This window comes from Lederbergia citri, from assembly GCF_018343625.1.
GTDB lineage: Bacteria > Bacillota > Bacilli > Bacillales > Bacillaceae_C > Lederbergia > Lederbergia citri.
In genome coordinates this window covers 783,161-804,506 of record NZ_JAGYPG010000002.1, presented here as the reverse complement: position 1 = coordinate 804,506, position 21,346 = coordinate 783,161, and the positions used below count along the sequence as shown (strand labels likewise).

Here is a 21,346-nt window from a genome sequence, read left to right as displayed (position 1 = left end):
GGTAAACAAAAGTTCGGATAACGCCGGAAAGGAGTTCCGATTATGGACATTTTATTTTGGATAAATTGGCTTGCATTTTTAATTGTAACCGCTTACGCCATTTCCTTGTTCGTGTATGTTGTCAGAACGCGAATTGCGTATATTAAACTAGGAAAAAAAGCAGAGTTTGATAATGATGTTAAGTCACGTTTTAATAATATTTGGACCAATGTATTTGGTCAAAAGAAACTGCTGAAAGATAAAAAAAGTGGTCTGATTCATGTTATGTTTTTCTATGGCTTTATTCTTGTTCAATTCGGTGCGATTGACTTTATTTGGAAAGGTCTTGCACCAAGTTCCCACCTTCCTATCGGTCCTCTTTACCCAGGCTTTAAATTTTTCCAAGAAATTGTCACTTTAATGATTTTAGTAGCGGTCGTATGGGCTTTTTACAGACGTTATATTGAAAAATTACCTAGATTAAAACGTGGATTTTACCCAAGTCTCGTACTAATTTTTATTGGTGGGCTCATGCTTTCAGTCTTGCTCGGAAACGGTATGTCTCTTTTATGGCATGAGCAAACTCTCACATGGACAGAGCCTGTCGCCGCAGGAATTGCCACACTCTTTAGTTGGATGAGTCCAATGGCTGCAGCTGTAGTATTTTATGTTTCTTGGTGGGTCCATTTACTTCTATTACTTGCATTTCTTGTGTATGTACCACAGTCGAAACATGCTCACTTAATTGCCGGCCCTGCCAATGTATATCTCGAACCGCTTGATGGCGGGAAGAAACTTGCTCCAATCGATTTTGAGGATGAAACACAAGAGAGTTTCGGTGTGGGGAAAATTACTGAATTTACTAATCTTCAGCTTGTGGATCTATATGCCTGTGTCGAATGTGGACGCTGTACGAATATGTGCCCGGCTTCAGGCACGGGAAAAATGCTTTCTCCGATGGACATTATGACCAAACTCCGCGACCATTTAACGAACTATGGCGCGGCTGTCACGCAAAAACAACCTTGGGTACCTGCATTCGCATTTGCGGGAACGGTTGGGAACCAACTTGCAAAAGCAGCTAAAGGCAAGGGTGCCGAGGAAGCAGCAGCTGCTGTAAACTATGAACCTAGCATGATTGGTGAAATTATTACGGAAGAAGAATTATGGGCTTGTACAACATGCCGCAACTGTGAAGACCAATGTCCAGTAATGAATAAGCATGTCAGCCACATCATCGATATGCGCCGTTACCTCGTGTTAACGGAAGGGAAAATGAATCCAGATGCACAGCGTGCGATGCAAAACATTGAGCGTCAAGGAAATCCATGGGGATTGAACCGCAAGGAAAAAGAAAACTGGCGTGATACTCGTGAAGATGTGTATGTACCAACAGTTAAAGAATTGAAAAAGATAGGAGAAGACTTCGAATATTTATTCTGGGTCGGATCAATGGGGGCCTTTGATAATCGCAGTCAAAAAATTGCCCTCTCCTTTGCAAAATTATTAAATGAAGCGGGCATTTCCTTTGCCATTATCGGAAATAAGGAAAAAAATTCGGGTGATACGCCGCGCCGTCTTGGCAACGAATTTTTATTCCAAGAACTGGCGACCGCTAATATTGCCGAGTTTGAAAAAATTGGTGTGAAGAAAATCGTCACGATTGATCCGCACGCATATAATATTTTTAAAAATGAATACCCTGATTTTGGATTTAAAGCGGAAGTATATCATCATACAGAGCTTCTTGACGAACTCGTTAAAGAAGGACGTCTGCAACCGCGCCATGCAGTCAATGAAAAAATCACATTCCATGACTCTTGCTATCTAGGACGTTATAACGAAGTATATGATCCACCAAGGGAAATCCTTAAATCTATTCCAGGGGTGGAACTCGTGGAAATTAAGCGTCACCGTGAAAATGCGATGTGCTGTGGAGCGGGTGGAGGATTAATGTGGATGGAAGAGGACTCGGGTCAACGTGTAAATGTCGCCAGAACAGAACAAGCACTTGCCGTCAACCCATCCATCATCAGTTCAGGCTGTCCTTATTGCTTAACGATGCTCTCAGATGGAACGAAGGCAAAGGAAGTAGAAGACACAGTGAAAACGTATGACGTAGCGGAGTTATTAGAAAAAGCAGTATTTGGAGAAGATAAAGAACTAGTTTCATAGAAGATAAGCGCTTCAATGACAGTTGAAGCGCTTATGTAGAAAAGGAAATTGAGCGAGCGTTCAGTCGAAATATTGTAAGCGTTTACTATCTTTGTAAAAGGAGAGAGTGGCTCATGGCGAAAACGGTCATTGTTGCTGGTGCACGTACCCCTTTTGGAAAATTTGGTGGAGCTCTAAGTTCATTGTCGGCGACAAAGCTAGGAGGAATTGCGGTTAAAGAGGCGTTGGCAAGGGCGAATGTCGCGCCTGAAGAAGTGCAGGAGGTCATATTAGGAACAGTACTACAAGGAGGACAGGGACAATTACCTTCAAGGCAGGCTGCACGGGAGGCCGGTATTCCTTGGAATGTAAAAACCGAAACGATCAATAAAGTATGTGCCTCTGGGATGAGGGCCGTCACACTTGCAGATCAAATTATTCGATTAGGAGACGAAGAAGTGATTGTTGCTGGTGGAATGGAGTCCATGTCGAATACACCATATATGTTACCGAACGCAAGATGGGGATACAAAATGGGCGATGCTGCTTTAGTTGATTTACTTACCCATGATGGTCTTACTTGTTCGTTTACGGGTGTCCATATGGGAACGTACGGAAATCAGACCGCTAGAGAATTTGAGATTACTAGAGAAGATCAGGATGAATGGGCATTTAGAAGCCATGAAAGAGCAATTAAGGCGATGGAATCTGGGAAGTTAGCTGAGGAAATCGTGGTGGTTGAATTACCCCAGCGTAAAGGCGAGCCTTTAGTCATAAAAGATGACGAGGCACCTCGTAAAGATACGACATTAGAAAAACTGGCAAAGCTTAAGTCCGTTTTTGATAAAGATGGAACGATTACGGCAGGAAACGCTCCTGGAGTGAATGACGGGGCGGCCGCGCTCGTGTTAATGAGTGAAGAACGTGCCGCAAAGGAAGGTAAACAGCCGTTAGCTTATATTCTCGGGACTGCGGAAGTGGCGGTGGAAGCGAAAGAATTTCCGCAAACTCCTGGGCTTGTCATTAATGAACTTCTAAAAAAGACAGGAAAAACGATTGAGGAAATCGACCTGTTTGAAATTAACGAAGCTTTTGCAGCGGTGGCTCTCGCAAGTAATAAAATAGCCAACTTAGCTTCTGAAAAAGTGAACGTGAACGGCGGTGCGATTGCACTTGGCCATCCAATTGGTGCAAGTGGTGCAAGAATTATTTTGACATTAGCGTACGAGTTAAGACGACGTGGAGGCGGACTTGGAATCGCGTCGATTTGTTCTGGTGGAGGCCAAGGTGATGCCGTTTTAATCGAAGTACCAAAGGTGGTGCATTCATAAGATGGAAATTAAATCAGTGATGGTCGTCGGGGCGGGACAAATGGGTTCAGGGATTGCACAAGTGTGTGCAATGGCAGGGTACAAAGTGTATTTGAACGACTTGACCGACGAACTTGTGGAAAAAGGGCTAAACGTCATTGAGAAAAATTTGAGCAGACAAGTAGAAAAGGAAAGAATGACAGAAATAGAGAAAGCAAATGTGGTAGAAAATTTAAACCGATCTACTGATTTAAACGATGCGGAAAAAGTAGATATTGTCATTGAGGCAGCCACTGAAAACATGGAAGTAAAAAAAGAGATTTTTGCTAAGTTGGATAAAATCGCGCCAGAGCACGTGATTCTCGCATCCAACACTTCCTCACTCCCGATTACAGAAATCGCTGCCGCAACAACTCGACCAGAAAAAGTCATCGGCATGCATTTTATGAATCCTGTTCCAGTAATGAGATTAATTGAAATTATTCGCGGACTTGCTACTGCAGATGAAGTGTATAAAACGGTTGAAGCGATGGCGAAAACTCTTGGAAAAGTTCCTGTTGAAGTCAATGATTTTCCGGGATTCGTATCGAATCGTGTCCTTATGCCGATGATCAATGAAGCCATCTACACCCTTTACGAAAGTGTTGCGACGAAGGAAGCAATAGATGAGGTTATGAAACTCGGGATGAACCATCCGATGGGACCACTGACGTTAGCTGATTTTATCGGCTTGGATACTTGCTTGTATATTATGGAGACCCTACATGAAGGCTTTGGCGATGATAAATACCGTCCGTGTCCACTTTTGCGAAAATACGTGAAGGCTGGCTGGCTCGGTAAAAAGACAGGGCGCGGTTTTTACATTTACGACTAATTCCTTGATTCTGGGAGGTCTACCATGAAATTCCAATTTACTGAAGAACAGTTGATGATGAGGAATATGGTTCGTGATTTTGCTGAAAAAGAAATTGCACCTTACGTTGAAAAAATGGAAGCTGGTGAATTTCCACGTAAGGTTTTACAAAAAATGGGGCCGCTCGGATTAATGGGGATTACGGTTCCTGAAAAATATGGCGGTTCGGAAATGGATTTTACTTCCTATATTATCGCCATTAACGAAATATCCAAGATGAGCGCGACTTTAGGAGTTATATTATCGGTCCATACATCTGTAGGAACGAATCCGATTGTTTATTTTGGAACGGAGGAACAAAAACAAAAATATGTAACAAAACTTGCTACCGGAGAGTATTTAGGGGCTTTTTCCCTTACCGAACCAAATGCAGGCTCAGATGCTGCGAATATTCAAACTCGTGCAACGCGAGTGGATAATCATTACAAGCTAAATGGAATAAAAGCTTTTGTATCGAACGGCGGGGAAGCCGATCTGTATATTGTGTTTGCTGTAACAAATCCGAGTGCGGGCAATAGAGGAGTGTCTGCTTTTATTGTGGAAAAGGATACTCCGGGTTTAATAGTAGGAAAAGACGAGAAAAAAATGGGGCTTCATGGCTCAAGAACTGTTCAACTAACATTTGAAGATGCGTTAGTGCCAGCCCAAAACAGGCTTGGGGAAGAAGGGGAAGGCTTTAAAATTGCGCTTTCCAATTTAAATATCGGTCGAATTGGAATTGCAACGCAGGCACTTGGGATAGCGGAAGCGGCTTTTGAAGCAGCAGTAAAATATGCCGGCCAACGTAAACAATTCGGAAAGCCGATTGCAGAACAACAAGGTATCGCCTTCAAGCTATCAGATATGGCCACAGCCGTCGAAAGTTCACGTCTCTTAGTCTATCAGGCTGCCGATTTATGGCAAAGAGGAATCCCATGTGCAAAAGAAGCTTCAATGGCAAAATTATTCGCTTCAAAAACAGCTGTTGAAGTGGCAACGGAAGCTCTCCAAGTTTTTGGCGGTTATGGCTACACAAAGGAATACCCAGTCGAACGCTATTTTCGCGACGCTAAAATCACTGAAATATACGAAGGTACAAGCGAGATCCAACGCATCGTCATCGCAAAACATCTACTAAAATAATGAACCCGTCCCCTTGGGGACAGTCCCCAAAGGGACAGGTTAGGAGGAATAAAGGATGAATTTTCGACTTAGTGAAGAGCACGAGATGATCAGGAAAATGGTCCGGGATTTTGCTGAGAATGAGGTTGCACCCACCGCGGCGGAGAGGGATGAGGAAGAGCGGTTTGATATGGGGATTTTTGAAAAGATGGCTGAACTCGGGTTGACTGGGATTCCGTGGCCTGAGGAATATGGTGGGATTGGGAGCGACTATTTGGCGTACTGTATTGCGGTGGAGGAGCTTTCTCGAGTGTGTGCGTCTACCGGGGTGACTCTTTCGGCACACACATCGCTTGCTTGCTGGCCATTATTTAAGTTTGGAACGGAAGAGCAGAAGCAAAAATATTTGCGGCCAATGGCTGAAGGGTCGAAGATAGGAGCTTATGGACTCACTGAACCTGGCTCTGGATCGGATGCAGGCGGGATGAAAACGACGGCTCGTCTCGATGGGGACAGCTATATATTGAACGGATCTAAAATTTTCATTACAAATGGTGGCATCGCAGACATTTATATCGTTTTTGCTCTAACTAATCCGAATGATAAACGAAGTACGACAGCATTCATTATCGAAAAAGATTTTGAAGGCTTCTCCGTTGGGAAAAAGGAGAAAAAGCTAGGGATTCGTTCATCACCTACAACTGAAATTATTTTTGAAGACTGCAAGGTCCCTGCTGAAAATATCCTCGGCGAAGTTGGGCAAGGCTTCAAAATTGCGATGATGACACTTGATGGCGGACGTAATGGAATTGCTGCTCAAGCGGTTGGGATTGCTCAAGGAGCGTTGGATGCGGCTATTGCATATGCAAAAGAACGTAAGCAATTTGGAAAATCGATTGTCGAAAACCAAGGGATTTCCTTTAAGCTTGCTGATATGGCGACATCTATTGAGGCATCTCGCCTTCTCACTTATCAAGCGGCATGGCTGGAATCAGCTGGTCTTCCATATGTAAAAGAATCCTCCATGTCTAAACTGATGGCAGGGGACACGGCAATGAAAGTAACGACGGAAGCCGTGCAAATTTTTGGAGGATATGGATATACGAAGGACTATCCAGTAGAGCGTTATATGAGGGATGCCAAAATCACACAAATTTACGAAGGCACACAAGAAATCCAGCGTATCGTTATTTCTCGAATGCTAACTAAATAGTTTGCTAGAAGGCGGTGAGAAGAAGTGGAAGAAAAACGTGAGGTTCATGCATCGGTAAAAGATGAAAGCCTCATTAAAAAACGGCGTAACCAAATGATTCACGGAGCAGTTTCTCTTTTTAAAGAAAAGGGCTTCCATCGAACGACGACGAGAGAAATCGCTAAAGCATCAGGGTTCAGCATCGGAACGCTATATGAATATATCAGAACGAAAGAAGATGTTCTCTATCTTGTATGCGACAGTATTTATGATGAGGTGAGCGAACGATTAAGCAGCATCGAACTCGGTCAAGGAACACTCGAAAGTCTTAAGCTTGGAATCAAACATTATTTTAAATTAATCGATGATATGCAGGATGAAGTACTCGTCATGTACCAAGAGGCAAAAGCCCTATCTGAAGAAGCACTCCCATACGTCTTAAAAAAAGAACTCGAAATGGTTTCGATGTTTGAACGATTGATCAATCGTTGTGTCAAGAATGGAGAATTGGATATCGGCAAGGAGCACCAGCATTTACTTGCACATAATATCTTTGTTCAAGGGCAAATGTGGGGTTTCCGTCGTTGGGCTTTAAAAAGGATATATTCTATCGAAGACTATATTACACTCCAAATCGACTTGCTTTTTACAGGGATTCAAGGCTACGAAACGAACCGAGGAGGGGTAACGTGATGACTGAAGTTTACAAACCGAAAAATCACGTCCGATTCATAACGGCATCCAGCTTATTTGACGGCCACGATGCCTCTATTAACATTATGAGGAGAATTTTACAGGCAAGTGGTGCTGAAGTCATTCATCTCGGCCACAATCGTTCAGCCGAAGAAGTGGTTAATGCAGCCATTCAAGAGGACGTACAAGGCATCGCCATTTCATCTTATCAAGGTGGTCATGTCGAGTACTTTAAATATATACATGATTTACTCTTGGAAAAAGGTGCGTCGCATATCCGAATTTACGGTGGCGGTGGCGGGGTCATCATTCCTCGTGAGATCAAAGAACTTCATGATTATGGAATCGCAAGGATTTTTTCTCCAGAAGACGGACGCATCCACGGCCTGCAAGGAATGATCAATATCATGCTTAAGGAATGTGATACGGAAATTCCGATTCAGTCACTGGGAAGCGAGATTGAAAAACTTCGAGAAGGTAATTTTCAGGCAGCTGCCAGATTGATTTCAGTTGCTGAAAATAACAAAGAATCCCTTGCTAATCTTTTAAAAAAATCGAAAGAGGATGCAGGAAATACCCCTGTACTTGGAATAACCGGAACGGGTGGGGCAGGAAAAAGTTCACTCACAGATGAACTCATCCGCAGATTCATAAATGAATTCCCTGATAAAAAAGTGGCAATTCTATCGGTTGACCCGACAAAGCAAAAAACAGGTGGGGCGCTTTTAGGCGATAGAATTAGAATGAACGCTATCTTTTCTCCAAATGTGTACATGAGGAGTTTAGCAACACGAGGTTCGAAAAGCGAGGTTTCCGATTGCCTCGAGGATGCCATTCAAATTGTAAAAGCGGCAGGGGTCGATCTTGTTGTGGTCGAAACGAGTGGAATTGGTCAAGGGGATGCGGAAATTAGTACGATTAGCGATATTTCGATGTATGTTATGACGAGTGAGTTCGGAGCACCTTCACAGCTTGAAAAAATCGACATGATTGACTATGCCGATTTCATTGTCATTAATAAATTTGAACGAAAAGGGTCCGAAGATGCTAGAAATCAAGTAAGAAAGCAATACCAACGCAGCCATCTGTTATTCGACCATCAGCTTGAATCGATGCCAGTATATTGTACAATCGCTAGCCAATTTAATGATCCAGGAACGAATACGTTGTTTGCAGCGTTAGTTCAAAAGATAAATGAACTAACAGATAACGAATGGAATTTTTCTCCGAAACGAGTAGAAATAAGTGAAAAAAGAGACGTCATCATTCCAATCAATCGCCAATATTATTTACGTGAAATTGTGGAGACCGTCCGTAATTATCATAAAAAGACAGAAGAACAAGTAAAATTTGCACGCCAACTTTTTCAGCTTGAAGGTGCAATTGCAGCTGCAAAAGATGGGGAAATAATCCCGAATGTAATCAAAGAACTCGAAAGACTTAGTGAAAAAGCAAAGTCGCACTTAACTCCTGCTTCTATCAAAATATTGAATGAATGGGAGACGATAAAGGAAAAATACGCTGCAGAACAGTTTGCGACAAGCATTCGTAATCGAGAAATCATAACAGAGCTAAGAGTACGTACGTTATCTGGCCTTTCCATTCCAAAGGTAGCATTGCCAAAATACGAAGATTACGGAGAAATATTAAGATGGATGTATAAAGAAAATATTCCAGGTGCATTCCCGTTTACAGCCGGCGTTTTTCCTTTTAAACGTCAAGGGGAGGACCCGAAACGTCAATTTGCAGGAGAAGGAACTCCTAAACGAACGAATCGTCGATTTCATTATTTATCGAAGGATGATGAGGCGAAGCGGCTAAGCACTGCATTCGACTCAGTCACATTATACGGAGAAGATCCTGATTACCGCCCGGATATTTACGGAAAGGTAGGGGAAAGCGGCGTTAGCATTTGTACATTGGATGATATGAAAAAACTGTATGCAGGCTTTGATCTCTGCTCTCCATCTACATCCGTATCGATGACGATCAATGGGCCAGCTCCGATTATTTTGGCGATGTTTTTAAATACGGCAATTGCCCAGCAAGCAGAAAAGAAAGCAAATGAGCTAGGCAGGACACTTACAGAAGAAGAATATGCCGAAGTAAGAGAGCGAACTTTAGCAACCGTAAGAGGCACGGTGCAAGCAGATATTTTAAAAGAAGATCAAGGTCAGAATACATGCATCTTTTCAACGGAATTTGCCTTACGCATGATGGGGGATATCCAGCAATATTTTATTGATCATAAAATCCGTAATTATTATTCCGTATCAATTTCCGGCTACCATATTGCGGAAGCTGGGGCAAACCCCATTTCCCAGCTCGCCTTTACACTCGCCAACGGATTCACCTATGTGGAGTATTATTTGAGCCGTGGAATGAATATTAATGATTTTGCTCCGAATCTGTCGTTCTTTTTTTCGAACGGTCTCGATCTTGAATACACGGTTATTGGTAGGGTTGCTCGTAGAATATGGGCAACAGTGATGCGAGATAAATATGGAGCAGATGAGCGCAGTCAAAAGCTGAAATATCATATTCAAACATCCGGGCGTTCCCTTCATGCTCAGGAAATTGATTTCAACGACATCCGCACGACATTGCAAGCATTGATGGCACTACAAGACAATTGCAATTCACTCCATACAAATGCATATGATGAGGCGATTACGACTCCTACGGAAGAATCAGTCCGCCGTGCGATGGCAATTCAAATGATCATTACGAAGGAGCACGGATTATCGAAAAATGAAAATCCACTTCAAGGATCTTTTATTATTGAAGAACTAACCGATTTGGTTGAAGAAGCTGTTTTGCAAGAATTTGAGCGCCTTAATGATCGCGGCGGCGTGCTGGGTGCAATGGAAACGCAGTATCAGCGCGGAAAAATCCAGGAAGAATCGATGTACTATGAAATGTTGAAACATTCGGGGCAGCTGCCGATTATTGGGGTCAATACGTATGTAAATCCAAACCCGCCTTCGGAAGAAGAAATGAATAGTCTCGAACTTGCACGTGCATCAAAAGAAGAAAAAGAAACGCAAATTCAAAACTTAAAGTCTTTTCAAAAACAGTATCAAGACAAAGTTGACCAAGCACTAGTCAAATTAAAAGAGACAGCCATAAACGGGCGGAATATTTTTGCTGAGCTAATGGAAACAACGAAAGTAGCAAGCCTTGGGCAAATCACAAATGCTTTATACGAGGTAGGAGGAAAATACCGCCGTAATATGTAAAAAGAAAATCGTGCATTTAACTAAGGATAAGTACAATTCTATTTGAAGTTTGTGACTCGATTTGATTCCCGTTTAATGAATCCGAAATTCTGCTATTTGATTTGAAAATCGCGCAAATAATGGATGAAATCATTCCCTATTAAATTGCTCAAAAGGATAAATGGAAAAAACTTTTAATAATTGGCGAAAACAGTGGCATAATTGAAAACAATTTGTTTATAATGGTGAGTATGGATTTTTGGTTTAAAAGAGTGAAGGGATGTGCATTTATTGAACTTATTGCAATTGTCCAAAGAAGAACGAAAAGAAATGTCTTTTATTGAAATTGCTCAACATATTTTTGAAGAAAAGAAAGAAGCTATTTCATTTAAGGATCTTGTAGATGAAATTGCAAACTATCTTGAATTAAACGAACAAGAGAAAACGACACGTATGCTGCAATTTTATACAGATTTGAATGTGGATGGCCGCTTTTTAACACTTGGTGAAAATCGCTGGGGATTACGCGAGTGGTATCCTATTGATCAAATCGATGAGGAAATTATCGCTCCTGTAAAAACGAAGAAGAAGAAGAAGGCAAAAGCGGCATTGGAAGATGACGATTTAGATCTTGAAGATGAAGATCTTGACTTTGACCTCGATGAAGACGAAGATTTCGATGATGTGGATGAATTGGACGAGGAAGAAGACGAAAGCCTTGAAGCTCTTCGTGAAGAAGAAGAAGAAGAAGAATTTGAAGACGATGAATTAATCGAAGATGATTATGAAATCGAAGAAGAAGAAGAGGACCTTGATCTTGAAGATGAGGACGAGGACCTTGATTTAGAAGAGGAAGAAGAGGAAGAGGAGTAATCCTCTTGACTTACAATCAGTGAGTATGTAGAATTTTATTTGGGCTCCTTGAAAAAGGACTGCTGAAAATATTATTTCACGCTCCCTTACGCGGGGGCGTTTTTTATTTTTTACTAACAATGTAAAATTGAGGAAGCATATGTAATGTCAAAATAACCCGTATAATAATTATACGGGGGTGCGATTATCCAATGGTTTTTCGTTCAAAGGTAGATGCGTTTTTATTAAAAATGCAATCAAAATGATTTGACTATCTAAGGTGAAATGTGGCTTTGATAGCCAATATAGATATAATCTTAGCAAAGAGGAAAATGAGTTTCCGATTAAGATACTAATAAAGAGTTCTTTCGTGCAAAGAGGGAACTATAGTTTATCATACATAAGATGGGGAATTTGTTATTCACATTCGAAAGCGAGCGGAAGAAAGATGAAAAAAGTTGGATTTGATTCAGAGAAATACTTGAAAGAACAATCTTCCTATATCCTTGAACGGGTACAACACTATGATAAGCTTTACTTGGAGTTCGGCGGCAAATTGATCGGCGACAAACATGCCAAGCGTGTTTTGCCGGGATTTGATGAAGATGCAAAGATGAAGTTGTTGGCAACACTGAAGGAAAAAGCGGAGATCATTATCTGTGTGTACGCAAGTGACATTGAACGGAAAAAAATACGCGAAGATTATGGTATTACTTATGACCAAGATGTTTTGCGCTTGATCGATGAATATCGCGGATACGGCATATCTGTTAACAGTGTCTTGATTACACGTTACCAAGAGCAGCCAAATGCCAAAGTATTCATGGCGAAGCTGGAACGGAACGGTATCAACGTTTACACTCATCGCGCTATTGAAGGTTACCCGACGAATGTGGAAGCGATCGTCGGCGAGGAAGGATTTGCAAAGAACCCCTATATTGAAACGTCAAAGCCGATCATAGTGGTAACAGGGCCAGGTCCGGCAAGCGGAAAACTCGCGACTTGTTTAAACCAAATGTACCACGAACATGAACTAGGAAACAAAATAGGCTACGCAAAGTTTGAAACTTTTCCCGTTTGGAACTTACCATTGAAGCATCCTGTGAATATTGCTTATGAAGCCGCTACTGTGGATTTGAAAGACGTGAATATGATCGACAACTACCACTATGAAGCTTATGGAGAAGTGGCGGTCAATTACAATCGCGATATCGAAACGTTCCCAGTCATCAAACGGATTATTGAAAAAATCACGGGTAAAGAATCTGTTTATCAATCGCCGACGGATATGGGTGTCAATCGCCTTAAGTCGGGTATCATAGATGATCAAGTCGTACGGGAAGCTGCAAAGCAAGAAATCATTCGGCGCAGTTTCGCTGTAGAAAATGACTATAAAAAAGGATTGGCAGATGAAGATACTCTTCGGCGTATGCAAGTGATTTTGGAAGAAAGCGACTTGAAAAAAGAAGATCGGGTACCCGTATTGCCAGCACGCGACTATGCAATAACGGTGCAGGATAGGATCGGCAGTACGAATCTTCAGGCAGTGATTGCGATCGAACTGCCAAACGGCAAGATCATTACTGGTCGAACCACAAAACTTATGGATGCTTCGGCAGCGGCGATTCTGAATGGGTTGAAGTTATTGGCTAATGTAGCGGATGAAATTGATCTTTTAGCACCGATGATTTTGCAAACCATCCAGCGTTTAAAAACCGATGATCTAAACAGTAGAGTACCGACATTAAGTGCAAACGAATTGTTGATTGCATTGGCAATCAGTGCCGTCACCAATCCTACTGCTCAGCTCGCTTATCAGCAACTGCCGAATTTAAAAGCCGCACAAGCTCATTCTACGGTCATTTTGAGCAGAGAAAACGAACAGACCCTGAAAAAACTTGGCATCGATATCACCAATGACCCGGTATACCCGACAGAGAATCTGTATTATAATTAATGATAATTGAGGGAACAACAACCTGTCACTTCCTAATCGGATTATCCCCAGGATTTAGGGAGTGGCAAGTTTTTTTCTTATAACCCCTTTTAAATCAAGGAATTATTAACTTTTTACTATAGAGGTTTTGACAATACGTATAGAAATCAGGGGAAAGATAGAGTCGCTATATGGACCGAGCTCGAAAGAGTCTTGGATCAACGTAGCTAGACCATCAATTCATTTGCGCATATCTGTTTTCCCGCAAATGATATAGATGTTTTTGACACTGGTATAATCCTGTCTCATCGGTGGATCAGCTCCCTCATGATCGTTTGGATGATGCGCTCCTCCACGTTTTGCTAGTTTGATAGTACAAAGGCCAGAGGAATGGACATAGGCAATTGGAAGGATGCCGTCTGGCTCAGTATGCAAGGTCACGGGGACAATCGTCATTGGGTTTTGTGGCATTAGAAAAGCACCTCCTTCTGTTGATACATTGATCATACTAAGAGGTGCCACGTAAAGATATGCGTTGTTTGATTAGGAGCTTACTAATGTCATAAAGGAGGAAATATTCGTGTCAAAGTATATTTTCGTTACCGGCGGGGTTGTATCATCACTTGGAAAAGGAATCACAGCTGCATCGCTCGGTCGATTGCTAAAAAACCGAGGATTAACAGTAACCATTCAAAAATTCGATCCATATCTTAACGTTGATCCCGGTACGATGAGCCCTTATCAGCATGGGGAAGTTTTCGTTACAGATGACGGTGCTGAAACCGACCTAGACCTAGGGCATTATGAGCGTTTCATTGATATTAATTTAAACAAATATAGCAATGTGACAACTGGAAAAATTTATTCCGAAGTAATCAAAAAAGAACGTCGCGGTGATTATCTTGGCGGCACAGTTCAAGTTATTCCCCATATAACAAATGAAATCAAAGATCGTATCTTTCGTGCTGCAGAAAAAACGAAAGCGGATGTCGTTATTACGGAAATTGGCGGTACAGTAGGGGATATTGAATCTCTTCCATTTTTAGAGGCCATTCGCCAAATGAAAAACGATGTTGGCCGTAAAAATGTCATGTATATTCATTGTACTCTCGTTCCTTATTTAAAAGCTGCGGGTGAAATGAAAACGAAGCCGACACAACACAGCGTTAAAGAACTTCATAGCTTAGGTATCAATCCTAATGTCATTGTCGTTCGTACAGAAATGCCAATTTCTCAAGAAATGAAGGACAAGATTGCCTTATTCTGTGATATTGATAAAGAAGCCGTTATAGAAGCGGGTGATGCGAGCACATTGTATTCCATCCCACTTTCATTACAAGATCAAAAGCTAGACCAACTTGTATGTGAGCATTTGAACCTTGATTGCCGTGAAGCAGATATGACGGAATGGAAACAGCTTGTTGAAAAGGTGCAGGGTCTTTCTAAAACAACTAAAATTGCACTTGTTGGTAAATATGTTGAATTGCAAGACGCTTATATTTCTGTGGTTGAAGCATTAAAACATGCAGGATATGCATTTGACTCAGACATTGAAATTAAATGGCTTAATGCTGAACTCATTTCTGAAGAAAATGTTGCTGCGGAGCTTGGTGATGTGGATGGCATCCTTGTTCCTGGTGGCTTTGGGGATAGAGGGATTGAAGGTAAAATAGCGGCAATCAAATATGCACGTGAAAATAAAATTCCTTTCCTTGGAATCTGCTTAGGAATGCAGCTTGCTTCAGTTGAATATGCGCGAAATGTTCTCGGCTTAGAAACAGCCAATTCGTCTGAAATCAATCCGGAAACACCATATCCAATCATCGACCTTTTACCAAACCAAGAAGATGTTGAGGATCTTGGCGGTACATTACGTTTAGGTTTATATCCTTGTAAACTTCAATCTGGCACTAAAGCATATGCGGCATATAAGGAAGATTCAGTGGAAGAACGCCATCGCCATCGTTATGAGTTTAATAACGAATATCGTGAGCAGATGGAAGCAAAAGGGTTTATTTTCTCGGGAACGAGCCCAGACGGACGTTTAGTGGAAATCATAGAGCTTGCCGACCATCCATGGTTTGTAGCATGCCAATTCCATCCAGAATTCACATCACGCCCAACACGCCCACAACCACTATTCTACGGATTTGTAGAGGCATCATTAAATAAACAGTAAGTAGAAAAGCGAAAACGCCTGCTCATCGACGTACGAATTTCAGGGCCTTTGACTGAGATATAGGAAACACGACGAGGTTGGAAAAGTGGAAGGCGACTGGAGCTAGACAAGACGAGTCGATGTTGACTTATCGTAGGGAAAAGGACAAGAAGTTTGCTAGTCGATAGGCGACTGGAGCTAGACAAAGAAAAGCGCAAGCGTCTAACTTATCTAAAGGACACTATAGCTAGACACAGAAAGGACCGGTATCCATGATGTGCACCCCAAAAGTTAGACAAACAATTCTAACTCTTGGGGTGTTTTTTGTGGTCAAATATGATGAAGGATTTAAGCAAAATGTAGTTGACGCTTATTTAGCAGGTGAAGGTGGATATGCTTCCTTGGCTATTAGATTTGGAATTCAAAGTAAAACCAATATAAGAAAATGGGTCAGTGCGTTCCAACAATTTGGCAAACAGGGTTTGGCTTCTAAAAAAGCAATTACGAATTATCCTGTTCAATTTAAATTAGATGTCTTAAACTATAAGGTAAAAACAGGAGATTCCCTTGAAGAAGTTGCTAGAAAATTTGGCATTACTGAACCACCTATGATTCTTAATTGGTTGAGGAAATGGCAAAATGAAGGTATTGAAGGACTCTCTAAATCAAAGGGGCGTCCATCATTGTCCAACGAATCAAAGAGGAATAAAAATGAGAAGAAATTGACGAAAGAACAACAACTTTTAAAAGAAATAGAGTTACTACGTGCGGAGAATGCCTATTTAAAAAAGCTCCGTGCTTCAGGGGTAAATATTCCGAGCCGACTGCTAAAACAGAATCCAGGGTCATTCACGAACTCAGAAAACAATTCAAATTAGCTGTTATCCTTGAAGCCACAGGTTTTCCAAAAGCAACCTATATGTATTGGCAAAAACGATTTAATGAATCCAATCCAGATGAAGAGATTGAAAAGATCATCCAAGATATTGTAGACAAACATAATGGAAATTACGGATATCGTCGAATTGATATGGAATTGCGTAAGAGAGGTTATATCGTAAATCACAAAAAAATCCTACGGATTACCAATAAACTTGGTATTACTTGTACATCATTCACACGTAAATCTCGTAAATACAGCACTTATAAAGGAACTATAGGCAAGATTTCGAAAAACCTTGTAAACCGTAGATTCCATACAAGTATTCCACATCAAAAATTAACGACTGATACATCTGAATTCAAATACTATACGACCGATTCTGATGGGAAGATAATCATTAAGAAGGCTTATTTAGATCCATTTTTAGATATGTTTAATAGTGAAATTCTATCCTTTCGGTTCTCAGAACGGCCAAACGCTCAAGCAATTATGGATGCTTTAGACGAAGCAATTGAAATAACAAAAGATTGCCCCTATCGAACGACTATACACTCTGATCAAGGCTGGGGTTATCAAATGAAAAGATATGTAAGGAAACTAAAAGATAACGGTATATTTCAAAGCATGTCCCGAAAGGGAGACTGTCTGGATAATTCACCAATGGAAAATTTCTTCGGGATAATGAAACAGGAAATGTATTACGGTAGAGTTTATAAGTCATTTGAAGAGCTTAAACAAGCAGTATCTGATTATATTTTTTACTATAACAATGAACGGATAAAAGCAAAATTGACTGGCATGAGCCCGGTGGAATACCGTCTTCATACCAGTCAACTAGCTGCATAAATATTTTGGTCTAACTTTTAGGGTTCAGCACACCAAAACCGGTCCTTTCATCATTCATATTCTTCTAAAATTTCCTCTATCGTGAACTTTAATGAGAAATAAATATAGAGTGCTGCTATTAAGGAAGGGAAACCAACTCGATTTCCATCTTCTGTTGGAAGCAACGGTTTGATTACATACGTTTGAATAAACACATCCGCTATGTCAGCTAAGCTCTCGCCCCCGGACTTGTTCTCGCCTGCAATGACAACAAAAGGTATATTTTTTTCGACAAGATTTTTACCAAACTCCATTGCTTCCACATCGTCAGCAAAGCGGGTGATCAACATTACTCTATCTGCGTGGGATAATTTTTCAACAGATTCTAATCGAACGGCGCCTTTTAATGGCTCAGCACCCTCAAGTGCTTCTATTACGGCTCCTTCCATTTCTTTGAATCCCTTTATAAAAATGTTGCCTTCCCCAACTGGTGCCTGCGCTAAAACCCGAGCACCATCTTCTATATTTAACTCTTCTTTTTCAAGTATTCTTTTAAATAATCCAGCCAACTGGGTCGTAAACATTTTCTGCATAGCGTACACTCCTTTTAGAAAACCGCAAGACACTACTAAAAATAATACTATACCATACTGGCATAAACAATTTATGTCAAATAAGGTCGCTTTTTTTTAGAAGGACAAAGAGCTGATTATGGAGAAAAAGTAAGTGTGATTGTTATCAATTGTTGTATTTTGAAACGAATTTGACCTTCAAGAAAAAAAGCGAATAATATTGCGAAATCCATCTTAATACCCTATTAATTTTTATCGATGTTCGTTATAATGAAATAAAGAGGGGGATATAATGAAGGAGAAAATTTTGATTGTCGATGATCAGTTTGGAATACGCATATTATTAAACGAAATATTGCAAAAAGAAGGCTATCAAGTTTTCCAAGCAGCAAATGGTTTACAAGCTTTAGCTATTACAAAAAAACATACCCTTGATCTTGTATTACTCGATATGAAAATACCTGGGATGGATGGATTAGAAATTCTTCAGCAAATGAAAAAAATACGCCCAGACATTCGCGTTATTATTATGACTGCATACGGAGAACTTGAAAAGATTGAAGCGGCCAAAAAATTAGGGGCTTTGGCGCATTTTACAAAGCCATTCGACATTGTTGAGCTTCGTCAAACTATTAGAACATACATACCTATAAAGTTGGACACATAATAAAAAGATTCTTTATATTTCAATTTCCTCTGACAAAAAACATTTTCATAGTTGGTAAACATTTGATGAATTTGATATGATGAAAATGAAAAATGTCCCTGTCCTAGTTTTGGGTCAGGATCAATCATGCACAACAGTGCGCAGTTTAACTCAGAGGAGGAAAAAAGAATGCCTTTAGTTTCCATGACCGAAATGCTTAATAAAGCAAAAGAAGGAAAATATGCTGTCGGTCAATTTAACTTGAATAACCTTGAGTTTACTCAAGCAATTCTACAAGCGGCAGAAGAAGAAAAATCTCCTGTTATCCTTGGTGTATCAGAAGGTGCCGCACGCTATATGGGCGGCTTCAAGTTTGTAGTAAAAATGGTTGAAACCCTAATGGAGGAATATGGTACAACTGTACCTGTTGCTATTCATTTGGACCACGGCTCTAGCTTTGAAGCATGTGCAAAAGCAATTTATGCTGGCTTCACATCTGTTATGATTGATGGATCACATTATCCACTTGAGGAAAACATTGCATTGACGAAGAAAGTTGTCGAGCTAGCGCATATGTTTGGTGTTTCCGTTGAAGCGGAACTAGGCCGAATCGGCGGGCAAGAGGATGACTTATCTGTTGATGATGCTGACGCAGCTTATGCAATTCCAGAAGAATGTGATCAACTTGTACGTGAAACAGGAGTAGATTGCTTCGCTCCAGCTCTTGGTTCCGTCCATGGACCGTATAAGGGTGAACCAAACCTTGGATTTGATCGTATGGAAGAAGTCATGAATTTGACAGGAGTACCACTTGTTCTTCATGGCGGTACAGGCATTCCGACAAAAGACATCCAACGTGCAATTTCACTCGGAACAGCTAAAATCAATGTGAACACTGAAAACCAAATTTCATCTGCTGCACGTGTACGTGAAGTATTGGCAGCTGATCCAAATATGTATGATCCACGTAAATATTTGGGACCTGCGCGCGATGCTATTAAAGAAACAGTAAAAGGCAAAATGCGTGAGTTTGGTTCATCTCAAAAAGCATAATAAAACGAAACCGTCCATGTTTAATGGGCGGTTTCTATACAATTTGCAATTTAATGTAACTGTATCGATATAAAAATACGATTATGAATCCCCTATAATTTTTTCCACACTTGCAATAAATCCATATTATTCGATATTATTGTTAATAATTTACTTTATTTCTACATGTTTATGTTAAATTCGTATATAATACATATAATCTATTGTTCGTTTAAAAAAGCCATTGGAATATTTACCCAATAGAGTTGGAAAGGGAGACAAAAATGGAAAAGCTAAAAATAGCAGGTGGGTATCCGTTAAAAGGGACAATAAAAGTGAGTGGTGCAAAGAATAGTGCCGTTGCGCTTATCCCTGCTACGATATTAGCTGAATCACCTGTAACGATTGAAGGCCTTCCTGATATTTCAGATGTTCATACACTACAAGGACTCCTTGAAGAAATAGGCGGAAATGTCACTTTTAAAGATGGAGAAATGACTGTTGATCCGAGTTCAATGATTTCCATGCCGCTTCCGAACGGAAAGGTGAAAAAGCTGCGGGCGTCTTATTATTTAATGGGGGCGATGCTTGGCCGTTTTAAAAAAGCAGTGATTGGTCTTCCTGGTGGATGCCATTTAGGGCCACGTCCGATAGACCAGCATATTAAAGGCTTTGAAGCGTTAGGGGCAAAAGTGACAAACGAGCAAGGTGCCATTTATTTACGTGCGGATGAACTTCGTGGTTCAAGAATTTATTTGGATGTTGTCAGTGTTGGCGCAACGATTAATATTATGCTTGCAGCCGTTAAGGCAAAAGGTCGCACAATTATTGAAAATGCAGCGAAAGAACCTGAGATTATTGATGTTGCCACACTGTTAACGAATATGGGAGCAAAAATCAAAGGTGCAGGCACAGATGTAATTCGTATCGATGGAGTTGACCGTCTGGATGGGTGCCGTCACACAATCATTCCCGATCGAATTGAGGCTGGAACGTTTATGATCCTTGGTGCTGCAGTCGGGGAAGGAATACTAATCGATAATGTCATTCCGCATCACCTTGAATCGCTTATTGCAAAACTTCGTGAAATGGGAGTGCCCGTAGAAACCGGAGACGATCAAATTTTTATTGGAAAAAGTAATAAATATAAACCGATAGATATTAAAACACTAGTTTATCCTGGATTTCCCACTGATTTACAGCAGCCTTTTACCGTACTGTTGACGAAAGCTGAAGGGTCTTCTATTGTAACGGACACGATTTATTCTGCACGCTTTAAACATATTGATGAATTGCGGAGAATGAACGCGAACATTAAAGTAGAGGGCAGCTCTGCAATTGTGAATGGGCCATCTATTCTACAAGGGGCGAAAGTAAAAGCTTCTGATTTGCGAGCGGGGGCTGCACTTGTCATTGCAGGTTTGCTCGCGGAAGGCATAACAGAAGTAGCGGGACTTGAGCATATTGATCGAGGATACAGTGATTTAGTTGAGAAGTTAAATGGACTTGGAGCAACCATCTGGCGAGAAAAAATGACTGAGGAAGAAATGGAACAATTAAAGAGTTCCTAAATTAAGAGAAAAAAACGAAAAACATTTTTTTGGAGAGTCTAAAAAAATGCAGACTCTCCTTTGCAACTATTATCATTTCCATGTAAAATAGGCATAAGGTGAGGCCTTTTATTCCTCAACCTCTTCATACTCTTCTAATGTGTTACTATGGTTTTTATTTTTAATTCCTCTTAATCAATGTTTTTTCATCGAGAGTTTTTTCTACCTATGGCATTATTTGATTCCTTTTTCCGGTGAATAACGATCTTATTTTATTTATTGTTTTATTATTTTTTATCTTAAAACAGGGGAGACGTATGCCAGTTTTCCTG

At 40.7% G+C, this 21,346-nt stretch carries 15 protein-coding genes and 2 pseudogenes; 15 read left to right on the top strand and 2 right to left on the bottom strand.

The window, feature by feature from the left end; translation table 11 throughout:
- Positions 1–42 precede the first annotated feature (42 nt).
- From KHA97_RS12520 to KHA97_RS12480, 9 genes and pseudogenes are all read left to right on the top strand, one after another.
- Positions 43–2,154 (top strand): (Fe-S)-binding protein, encoded by a 2,112-nt coding sequence (locus KHA97_RS12520; RefSeq protein WP_213125064.1) that lies wholly within the window; start codon positions 43–45, stop codon positions 2,152–2,154.
- Between the two features lie 113 nt (positions 2,155–2,267).
- Complete coding sequence (locus tag KHA97_RS12515; RefSeq protein WP_213125063.1) at positions 2,268–3,464, top strand: acetyl-CoA C-acetyltransferase; 1,197 nt, start codon at positions 2,268–2,270, stop codon at positions 3,462–3,464.
- A 1-nt stretch (position 3,465) separates the two neighbouring features.
- Positions 3,466–4,317, top strand: a complete 852-nt coding sequence (locus tag KHA97_RS12510) for a 3-hydroxybutyryl-CoA dehydrogenase (protein ID WP_213125062.1) — start codon at positions 3,466–3,468, stop codon at positions 4,315–4,317.
- A gap of 24 nt (positions 4,318–4,341) precedes the next feature.
- On the top strand, positions 4,342–5,478 hold the full coding sequence (locus tag KHA97_RS12505) for an acyl-CoA dehydrogenase (RefSeq protein ID WP_213125061.1): 1,137 nt from the start codon (positions 4,342–4,344) through the stop codon (positions 5,476–5,478).
- 55 nt (positions 5,479–5,533) lie between these two features.
- Positions 5,534–6,670: an acyl-CoA dehydrogenase gene (locus KHA97_RS12500; RefSeq protein ID WP_213125060.1), complete on the top strand. Its 1,137-nt coding sequence runs from the start codon at positions 5,534–5,536 to the stop codon at positions 6,668–6,670.
- A gap of 24 nt (positions 6,671–6,694) precedes the next feature.
- A complete protein-coding gene (locus KHA97_RS12495; protein ID WP_325167449.1) occupies positions 6,695–7,342 on the top strand; it encodes a TetR/AcrR family transcriptional regulator in 648 nt (215 codons plus the stop codon).
- Positions 7,342–10,581: a fused isobutyryl-CoA mutase/GTPase IcmF gene (gene icmF / locus KHA97_RS12490; RefSeq protein ID WP_213125059.1), complete on the top strand. Its 3,240-nt coding sequence runs from the start codon at positions 7,342–7,344 to the stop codon at positions 10,579–10,581. The genes KHA97_RS12495 and icmF overlap by 1 nt, the downstream gene beginning before the upstream one ends.
- 309 nt (positions 10,582–10,890) lie before the next feature.
- Positions 10,891–11,112 (top strand): annotated as a pseudogene (rpoE, locus tag KHA97_RS24635) (DNA-directed RNA polymerase subunit delta); the annotation flags it as partial.
- A gap of 748 nt (positions 11,113–11,860) precedes the next feature.
- The gene (locus KHA97_RS12480) at positions 11,861–13,369 is read left to right on the top strand and encodes a DUF1846 domain-containing protein (RefSeq protein ID WP_213125057.1); all 1,509 of its coding nucleotides are present in this window, start codon (positions 11,861–11,863) and stop codon (positions 13,367–13,369) included.
- Between the two features lie 219 nt (positions 13,370–13,588).
- On the opposite strand, the gene KHA97_RS12475 is transcribed toward KHA97_RS12480, so the two are convergent.
- Positions 13,589–13,819, bottom strand: coding sequence for a hypothetical protein (locus tag KHA97_RS12475; RefSeq protein ID WP_213125056.1), 231 nt, complete (start codon positions 13,817–13,819; stop codon positions 13,589–13,591).
- Positions 13,820–13,928: 109 nt separating this feature from the next.
- Here KHA97_RS12475 and KHA97_RS12470 point away from each other — a divergent pair, with 109 nt between their 5' ends.
- The 3 genes and pseudogenes from KHA97_RS12470 (at position 13,929) to KHA97_RS24020 (ending at position 17,235) form a co-directional block, all read left to right on the top strand.
- Positions 13,929–15,527, top strand: a complete 1,599-nt coding sequence (locus tag KHA97_RS12470) for a CTP synthase (protein ID WP_213125055.1) — start codon at positions 13,929–13,931, stop codon at positions 15,525–15,527.
- Positions 15,528–15,778: 251 nt separating this feature from the next.
- Positions 15,779–16,126, top strand: a pseudogene (locus tag KHA97_RS24450) (helix-turn-helix domain-containing protein); the annotation flags it as partial.
- 101 nt (positions 16,127–16,227) lie between these two features.
- Positions 16,228–17,235, top strand: a complete 1,008-nt coding sequence (locus KHA97_RS24020) for an IS3 family transposase (RefSeq protein ID WP_325167429.1) — start codon at positions 16,228–16,230, stop codon at positions 17,233–17,235.
- Between the two features lie 50 nt (positions 17,236–17,285).
- Here the strand turns inward: KHA97_RS24020 and KHA97_RS12460 are convergent, their stop codons facing one another.
- The gene (locus KHA97_RS12460; RefSeq protein ID WP_213125054.1) at positions 17,286–17,807 is read right to left on the bottom strand and encodes a DUF2529 domain-containing protein; all 522 of its coding nucleotides are present in this window, start codon (positions 17,805–17,807) and stop codon (positions 17,286–17,288) included.
- Between the two features lie 271 nt (positions 17,808–18,078).
- Here KHA97_RS12460 and KHA97_RS12455 point away from each other — a divergent pair, with 271 nt between their 5' ends.
- From KHA97_RS12455 to KHA97_RS12445, 3 genes are all read left to right on the top strand, one after another.
- Positions 18,079–18,453, top strand: coding sequence for a response regulator (locus KHA97_RS12455; RefSeq protein ID WP_213125053.1), 375 nt, complete (start codon positions 18,079–18,081; stop codon positions 18,451–18,453).
- Positions 18,454–18,621: 168 nt separating this feature from the next.
- Positions 18,622–19,485: a class II fructose-1,6-bisphosphate aldolase gene (fba, locus tag KHA97_RS12450; RefSeq protein ID WP_213125052.1), complete on the top strand. Its 864-nt coding sequence runs from the start codon at positions 18,622–18,624 to the stop codon at positions 19,483–19,485.
- Positions 19,486–19,748: 263 nt separating this feature from the next.
- Positions 19,749–21,035, top strand: coding sequence for a UDP-N-acetylglucosamine 1-carboxyvinyltransferase (locus tag KHA97_RS12445; protein ID WP_213125051.1), 1,287 nt, complete (start codon positions 19,749–19,751; stop codon positions 21,033–21,035).
- The last annotated feature ends 311 nt before the right edge of the window (positions 21,036–21,346 follow it).

What these genes read in the sequence shown, in the direction of transcription:
- KHA97_RS12510 (WP_213125062.1), top strand. Translation starts at nt 3,466, where the DNA reads ATGGAAATTAAATCAGTGATGGTCGTCGGGGCGGGACAAATGGGTTCA.
- KHA97_RS12505 (WP_213125061.1), top strand. Translation starts at nt 4,342, where the DNA reads ATGAAATTCCAATTTACTGAAGAACAGTTGATGATGAGGAATATGGTT.
- KHA97_RS12445 (WP_213125051.1), top strand. Translation starts at nt 19,749, where the DNA reads ATGGAAAAGCTAAAAATAGCAGGTGGGTATCCGTTAAAAGGGACAATA.
- KHA97_RS12500 (WP_213125060.1), top strand. Translation starts at nt 5,534, where the DNA reads ATGAATTTTCGACTTAGTGAAGAGCACGAGATGATCAGGAAAATGGTC.
- KHA97_RS12455 (WP_213125053.1), top strand. Translation starts at nt 18,079, where the DNA reads ATGAAGGAGAAAATTTTGATTGTCGATGATCAGTTTGGAATACGCATA.
- KHA97_RS12480 (WP_213125057.1), top strand. Translation starts at nt 11,861, where the DNA reads ATGAAAAAAGTTGGATTTGATTCAGAGAAATACTTGAAAGAACAATCT.
- KHA97_RS12515 (WP_213125063.1), top strand. Translation starts at nt 2,268, where the DNA reads ATGGCGAAAACGGTCATTGTTGCTGGTGCACGTACCCCTTTTGGAAAA.
- icmF (WP_213125059.1), top strand. Translation starts at nt 7,342, where the DNA reads ATGACTGAAGTTTACAAACCGAAAAATCACGTCCGATTCATAACGGCA.
- KHA97_RS12520 (WP_213125064.1), top strand. Translation starts at nt 43, where the DNA reads ATGGACATTTTATTTTGGATAAATTGGCTTGCATTTTTAATTGTAACC.
- fba (WP_213125052.1), top strand. Translation starts at nt 18,622, where the DNA reads ATGCCTTTAGTTTCCATGACCGAAATGCTTAATAAAGCAAAAGAAGGA.
- KHA97_RS12460 (WP_213125054.1), bottom strand. Translation starts at nt 17,807, where the DNA reads ATGCAGAAAATGTTTACGACCCAGTTGGCTGGATTATTTAAAAGAATA.
- KHA97_RS12475 (WP_213125056.1), bottom strand. Translation starts at nt 13,819, where the DNA reads ATGCCACAAAACCCAATGACGATTGTCCCCGTGACCTTGCATACTGAG.